We start from the raw sequence: 6,745 nt of genomic DNA, 5'->3' as shown, positions 1-6,745 counted from the left end.
TCCGTTGCTTTTTGTTTGCCCGCCGTTTATCAGCATACATTTTAGGACACCACCAGAAACCGTGCTGACCGTACTGCGCACCGACGACCCGGCACGGGTACTGCTGCGCGCCGAGGACAGATACGAGCAACAAATCTGGCAGGAAGGCATCGTCTCGCGTGCCGAACTTGCAACCGCCTTGCGCGCGGAACTCGTCCGCTTTTTCAACGAAGAATTTGATGCCACATTTGGGGGTTCACAGGGAGAAGCCGAAGATGAAGACGCTTACAAAAAGCGGATATTGAGCAACCCGTGGCTTGCCGCCTGCAAAGGAACATGAAGCATGAGCGATAGCGAAAACACCCCGTTTGTCCCCGTTCTCACCGTCATGGTGGATTATGGCAATGCGCCGTTTCTGTGGCTGGTGGAGCGCCCCGAACAGGGTGGTGTTGGTGGGATGCTCTGCGAGAGTGGCGGCTGGGAAACGGACTACCCGATGAGCGAAACACTGTGGCGCAAGTTCGCCATCTGGGCTATCTCGTTTGCGCGGATGCCGCTTTATATGCCTCATGGCAATAATGACTACTGGGACTGGCCCGCCTTTCACGAACGCGGGCTGCAACTTGCCCGTTGGCTGAAAGAAGAAGTCGGCGACGCTTACCGCGTGGTTTATGAAAAGCCGGGTGAAGACCCGAATAATCGCCTGGATGAACGCCGGGAAATCCTCACCGACGGGACTGCCCGACCGCTGCCGCCATTTCGCCGCGCCCACGAACCGCTGCGCTTCTGCGAACACATCATTTCCGGCGGGCAGACCGGCGCTGACCGGGCCGCGCTGGATTTTGCCGCAGTACCATATAGCAGCTATACGCATGGCGGTTGGGCGCCGCAGGGGCGGGTGGCGGAAGACGGCCGCATTCCGGCCAAATACCAGCTGACCGAACTGGCCGAAGGCGGTTACCGCCAGCGCACCCGTCGCAACGTGGAAGACAGCGACGGCACGCTGATAGTAAATATTGGCGCGCTGGACGGCGGCACGCTCGTCACCAAACGCTTCGCCGAAAAAGCGGGCAAACCGCACTTCATCGCACAGCTTGACGGTGCCGCCCCGACAAAAACCGCCGCCGACGTTCTCGCCTGGCTGCGCGCGCACGACATCAAAACATTGAACGTCGCCGGGCCGCGCGAAGGCAAGCGACCGGGCATTTACCGCCTGACCGGAGGACTGCTGCAAGCCGTCGAAGACACCCTGCACCAGGACGCGGCACCTCGCTGATAACCCGGAAAAAACCAACCCGCGCGGCCAAAACGCCACCATTCAGGGATATAGCCATCCACCGAAAGTTTCAGACAAGGCGCGTCGCCGAAGGCAGTACGCTTTTGTACGGCGAGGCGACGCAACACCGTATGAGGCTTTCGGTGGATGGCTATACTATCCGCCCAACCCTTCACCCGCATAAACCATGACCGCAAAACCCCTCCTTCCCCTCATCGCCCTCGCCCTCGCGGGCTGCCAACCGCCCGCCACCCCCGGCAACACCGACCTCTGCACCTACCTGCCGCCGCATAGCGAAGCCGCACGACTGGATGGCGACAACACTTCGCGTTTCCAGGCCGCCGACCGGCGCATCGACCAAAACACCGCGGACGGCGACGACAGCAAGCGCAAATACTGCGGTCAAAGCTGGCGCAGCGCGGCGGACGACGAAGCAATGAAAACCGCCATTGCCGCCACCCTCGGCCAGGACTGGCGCTACCGCGACACCCTGCCCGCAGACGACCTCACCATCACGCTGTGGGAAACGCGCAGCCGCTTCTGGCCGAAAAAATACTACGCGCTCACCACTGCGCCCGCGCAAGACGGCGCGCTACGGCTGATGCGCAGCACCTACATCGAAAACAGCGTGCGCGACCTGAACGGCCCGGTCGTCTTCGGCATCATCATCAGCCCGTTCGCCATCGTCCTCGCCATCATCGTCCCGCTCGTCTGGCGCAAACGCCGCCGCGCCCGGCAACAGCGCTGAACGGACAAAATTGCCAATCTTGCCAGCCCGACAGAATTTTCTGACAATCGCTCCCAAGCCCATCAACCGCCACCAGGAACCGCCATGACCCCAACGGACACCGCCTGCGCTACCGCCTTTGCCGCCCTGCTGCCGGGCATTGCCACCCTTGCCGGCCTGACCCCCGCCGACCTTTGGCGGGTGCTCGCGCCGCAACTGCCATCCCGCATCCGCGATGACATCGCGCCGCTTCTCGACGACCACGACTTGCAAAAACACATCGCAGACGCCGCCGCCATCGCCGTCGGCACGGACAAAACCGCCAGCGATGAAACAAACCTGCGCCCGCTGTTCGCCACCATCCACCTTGACGAAAAACAGCCCGCAGGCAACGGCGAACTGTACTACCTGCGCGCACCGCTCAATCCGCGCAGCATCTTCCCCGGCAGCGACATTGCCAGCGCCGACCTTTGGCAAACATTCCTTGACGGTCTCAACGCCATCCCCAATGCACACCGCAACCACTGGCCGCTGTGGCTCGACCACTTCGACACCCTTTGGCAAAACATCACCCACGCCGTCCCCGCCGCACACAGCGCCGACGTCTCCCTCTACGACCACAGCAAAACCACCGCCGCGCTCGCCACCGCCCTGTGGCTGCGCCGCGATGCGGGCGATGCCCCCGAAATCCTGCTGATACAGGGCGACTTCTTTGGCATCCAGAACTTCATCTTCGCCAGCGGCAGCGACACCAACCGCCACGCCGCAAAAATCCTGCGTGGCCGCTCCTTCCACGTCTCGCTCTTTGCCGAAGTGGCGGCGCTGAAAGTGCTGGAAACCTGCGCCCTGCCGCCGACCGCGCAAATCCAGAACGCGGCGGGCAAATTCCTCATCATCGCGCCCAACACCGCCGCCGTGCGTGACGCCGTCGCCCACGTCCGCGCGGACATGAACGCCTGGCTGCTTGAACACTGCTACGGCCAAGTCGCGCTCGGCATCGCCACCCAGACCGCGAGCCGCGACGACTTCAGCAACCCGGAACAATTTGCCCAACTCGTCCAGGACAGCTTCGAGGCGCTCGAACGCGCCAAACTGCAACGCTTCGACCTCACCGGCACCGCGCCGACCGCGCTGCCCGTCGCCTACCCCAACGGCGTTTGCCGCTACGACCAGCGCCTGCCTGCGACCGGCACAGCGCGCAACCCGCAACCGGCCGCCCGCTCCGCTGACCAAATCACCATCGGCAGCCTGCTGCCCAAACAAAACCGCCTGCTCATCCTCGGTGGCGCCGCCGCCGTGCGCAGCGACCGCGACACACAAAAACTGCAACTGCCCATCTTCGGCTACACCATCGCCTTCACCGCCGACGAAGAAATCAGCGGCGCCTTCGGCAAAGCCGCCGAACAGGGCGAGCTGCGCCGCTGCTGGGACTTCTCCCTGCCGCATCTGGACGATGACAGCGTTTGGCACGGCTACGCGCGACGCTACATCAACGCCTACGTGCCGCGATTTCGTGACGAAGACCTGCAAGACCCGGACAAATACCGCCCGGCACAAGACGAAGAAGGCAAACCCGAAAAAGGCAAACCCAAAACCTTCAACCACCTCGCCTGCGAAGAACGGCAGCGCTTGGCAGAAAGCGACGGCTGGCGCGGCAAAATCGCCATCGCCACCCTCAAGGGCGACGTCGATAACCTCGGCCGCATCTTCCAAAAAGGCCTCGCCAAACCAAGCCTCGCCAAAACAGCGGCGCTGTCGCGACAAATGAACCAGTTCTTCAGCCTGTGGCTGCCCGCGTACTGCGCCGAAAACGCACGCAACACCTACACCGTCTTCGCCGGTGGCGACGACTTCTTCCTCATCGGCCCGTGGCTGCAAATCCAGCAGCTCGCCGCCGAAATGCGGGAAAACTTCAAAAAATACACCGCCGACAACCCGCAACTTACCTTCAGCGCGGGCATCGCCATCAACAAACCCGGGCTGCCGGTGCCGAAACTCTCCGCCTACGCCGAAGAAGCGCTGGAAAAAACCAAAAAACACCCCGGCAAAAACGCGGTCAGCCTCTACGGCGAAACCGTCGCCTGGACAGCGTGGGACACCCTCACCCAAATCGCCGCGCGCATCGCCGAACTGCAAGAAAACTACCGCCTAAGCACCGCCTACCTCTACAGCCTGCTGCACCTCACCGAACTGGCCACCCGGGAACAGCGTGGCGACATCATGGCGAGCATCTGGCGCAGCCGTCTCTACTACCAGACACGGCGCCTGGTCAGCCGACAAAAACACATCACCGCCAAAGACAACGCCTACCAACAACTCGGCAGCGACCTCGCGCGCTACATCGCGGAACAACTTGGCCGCTTCCGCATCCCGCTTACCAACCACTTCTACCAGCAACGGGAGCAATAACCCCATGAACCTGAACGACATCAAACTACAAACGCCGCTGGCACCGGCCATCTTCAGCGACATCGCCAAAAGCGCCGCCGAAGACATCAGCCAAAACAAAGAACAAAACAAATCCACCCAAATCCGCAAGTTCTACGACGAACTGGCGATGTGGGACGAAAAAATCCACCGTGCCGCCGACCGCAAGGCCGAATACGACAAATCCGCGCCCTTCATCCAAATGCTCAAAGCGAAGGCGGCCTACGCCAGCGGCCGCAAAAGCGGCGGCAAAACCCTGCTGGACGAACACTTCGTCGCCATCTTCAACCGCCTGATAGACCAAATCGACAGCCCGCAAACCCTGCGCCACGCCAAACTCTTCTTTGAAGCCATGCTCGGCTACCGCAAAGCCAGCGAAACCAAATAAGGAGCGCCCCATGCAACTACAAAACATCCGCACCCTCACCGCCGACCTCATCCTCGAAAGCGGCCTGCACATCGGTGCTGGCGACAGCGAAATCCACATCGGCGGCATCGACAACCCCGTCATCAAACACCCGGTCAGCGGCGAGCCCTACATCCCCGGCAGCAGCCTCAAAGGCAAAATCCGCAGCCTGCTCGAATGGAAAAGCGGCGCCGTCCAGGAAACCCCGCTCGGCAAAAAAGAATACGACGACAGCACCGGCGCCCAACAAACCGCCGTTAAACACATCCTGCAACTCTTCGGCATCAGCGGCGACACCCAGGACGAAACCTTCCAAAAACACATCGGCCATACCCGCCTCGCCTTCTGGGACTGCCCGCTTGACCCCGGCTACGCCGCCAAACAGCGCGAAGACAACCTCTCCTGGACCGAAGCCAAAAGCGAGAACCGCATCAACCGCATCAGCGGCACCGCCGAACACCCGCGTTTCACCGAGCGCGTTCCCGCCGGAGCCGTCTTCACCTTCCGCCTCACCCTCAAACAATACGACGGTGACGACGACGCTCTGCTGCACACCCTGCTCACCGGACTGAAGCTGCTCGAATGGGACAGCCTTGGCGGCTCCGGCTCGCGCGGCTACGGCAAAGTGCGCTTCGCCAACCTCGCCCTCGACGGCGACAGCGCCATCAGCGACCGCTTCGCCCAACACAAACCCTTTGCCTGACATGGACGCGCTCCGTCTCACCCTCACCCCGCAGACCGCCTTCGGCACGCCGCTGGTCGGCGACACCCTCTTTGGCCACCTCTGCTGGGGCATCGCCGAAGCCTATGGCGAAGCCCGCCTGCGCGCACTGCTTGACGGCTACTGCGACGGCAAGCCCTACCTCATCACCTCCGACGCCTTCCCCGCCGGACACCTGCCGCTGCCGACATTGCCGTCTGCCTATTGGACCGCAGGCGACGAAACCGACCGCAAAAAACTCAAGAAAAAACAATGGATGCCGCTGGACGCACTCGAAAAACCCGTACGCGACTGGCAACAACACGCCAAAAGCAACAACGACATCGCCGCCGACCTGCTCACCAGCCACACCCAGGCGCACAACAGCATCAACCGCGCCACCCACACTACCGGCAGCGACCAGTTCGCGCCGTTCACCAGCGAACAACACTGGTACAGCACCAACAGCCAATGGCAACTCTACCTGCTGCACGACCCGGCGCGCATCACGCGCGACGAACTGGCACAAGTACTCAAAAACCTTGGCCACAGCGGCTACGGCCGCGACGCCAGCACCGGACTTGGCAAATACCACGTGGACGCGCTTGAAGCGAGCGACCTCTTTAGCCGCAGCGGCAACGCGGCGATGACCCTCGCCCCCTGCTGCCCGCAAGGACAAGGATTCGACGGCACGCGCAGCTACTATCAGACCCTGACCCGCTTTGGCCGCCACGGCAACATACAGGCGACTGCGGGCAACCCCTACAAAAAACCGGTGCTGATGGCACAAACCGGCGCCGTCTTCAGCGGCGACCGACATGGCCGCCCCTGGATCGGCCAGGGCATCGGCGGCACCTCCGCCAGCCAGCCCGAAGCCGTACACCAGGGCTACGCCCCGGTCATCGCCCTTGAACTGGAATATGAGCGCTTATAACCTGTTAAAAAATATGGTGAATCACATTTTCCGTGTGCTTGTGCAGGGAGCTGAAACAGACAAAAACCGCCGATACGCCCCTCCCCCTGTGGGGGAGGGGACGAGGGCACCCATGAAAGAGGCTTTGCCTCTTTCATGGGAACCGAGGGGGTGGGGTTAGCCTGCATACCTCGATGCCCATACCCCCCCCGTTTAACACCTTGAGCGCTCAAATGTATGTATAGCCATCCAGCGAAAGCCACATACGGTGTTGCGCCGCCTGACCGGGCACCCTAAAAAATGGCGGAGCCATTTTT

General features: G+C 61.9%; 7 protein-coding genes. All 7 read left to right on the top strand.

Annotated features, from left to right (window positions below; genetic code table 11):
• Nucleotides 1-319 (top strand): hypothetical protein (locus tag Q0349_RS10225; protein ID WP_298080811.1); only part of this gene is annotated, 319 nt, incomplete at its 5' end.
• 3 nt (nt 320-322) lie between these two features.
• A complete protein-coding gene (locus Q0349_RS10220) occupies nt 323-1,255 on the top strand; it encodes a putative molybdenum carrier protein (protein ID WP_298080810.1) in 933 nt (310 codons plus the stop codon).
• A gap of 187 nt (nt 1,256-1,442) precedes the next feature.
• Complete coding sequence (locus Q0349_RS10215) at nt 1,443-2,003, top strand: hypothetical protein (protein ID WP_298080808.1); 561 nt, start codon at nt 1,443-1,445, stop codon at nt 2,001-2,003.
• A gap of 84 nt (nt 2,004-2,087) precedes the next feature.
• The gene (gene cas10, locus Q0349_RS10210; RefSeq protein WP_298080807.1) at nt 2,088-4,391 is read left to right on the top strand and encodes a type III-A CRISPR-associated protein Cas10/Csm1; all 2,304 of its coding nucleotides are present in this window, start codon (nt 2,088-2,090) and stop codon (nt 4,389-4,391) included.
• Between the two features lie 4 nt (nt 4,392-4,395).
• The gene (csm2, locus tag Q0349_RS10205; RefSeq protein ID WP_298080806.1) at nt 4,396-4,797 is read left to right on the top strand and encodes a type III-A CRISPR-associated protein Csm2; all 402 of its coding nucleotides are present in this window, start codon (nt 4,396-4,398) and stop codon (nt 4,795-4,797) included.
• Between the two features lie 10 nt (nt 4,798-4,807).
• On the top strand, nt 4,808-5,518 hold the full coding sequence (csm3, locus tag Q0349_RS10200) for a type III-A CRISPR-associated RAMP protein Csm3 (RefSeq protein WP_298080804.1): 711 nt from the start codon (nt 4,808-4,810) through the stop codon (nt 5,516-5,518).
• A 1-nt stretch (nt 5,519) separates the two neighbouring features.
• Nucleotides 5,520-6,449, top strand: coding sequence for a hypothetical protein (locus Q0349_RS10195; RefSeq protein WP_298080803.1), 930 nt, complete (start codon nt 5,520-5,522; stop codon nt 6,447-6,449).
• The last annotated feature ends 296 nt before the right edge of the window (nt 6,450-6,745 follow it).

Origin of the sequence: uncultured Cardiobacterium sp., assembly GCF_938028185.1 — a bacterium.
In the GTDB taxonomy this organism is placed as follows: Bacteria; Pseudomonadota; Gammaproteobacteria; order Cardiobacteriales; family Cardiobacteriaceae; genus Cardiobacterium.
Note: the sequence above shows the minus strand (reverse complement) of the source record. Positions and strands in the feature narration are given on the sequence as shown.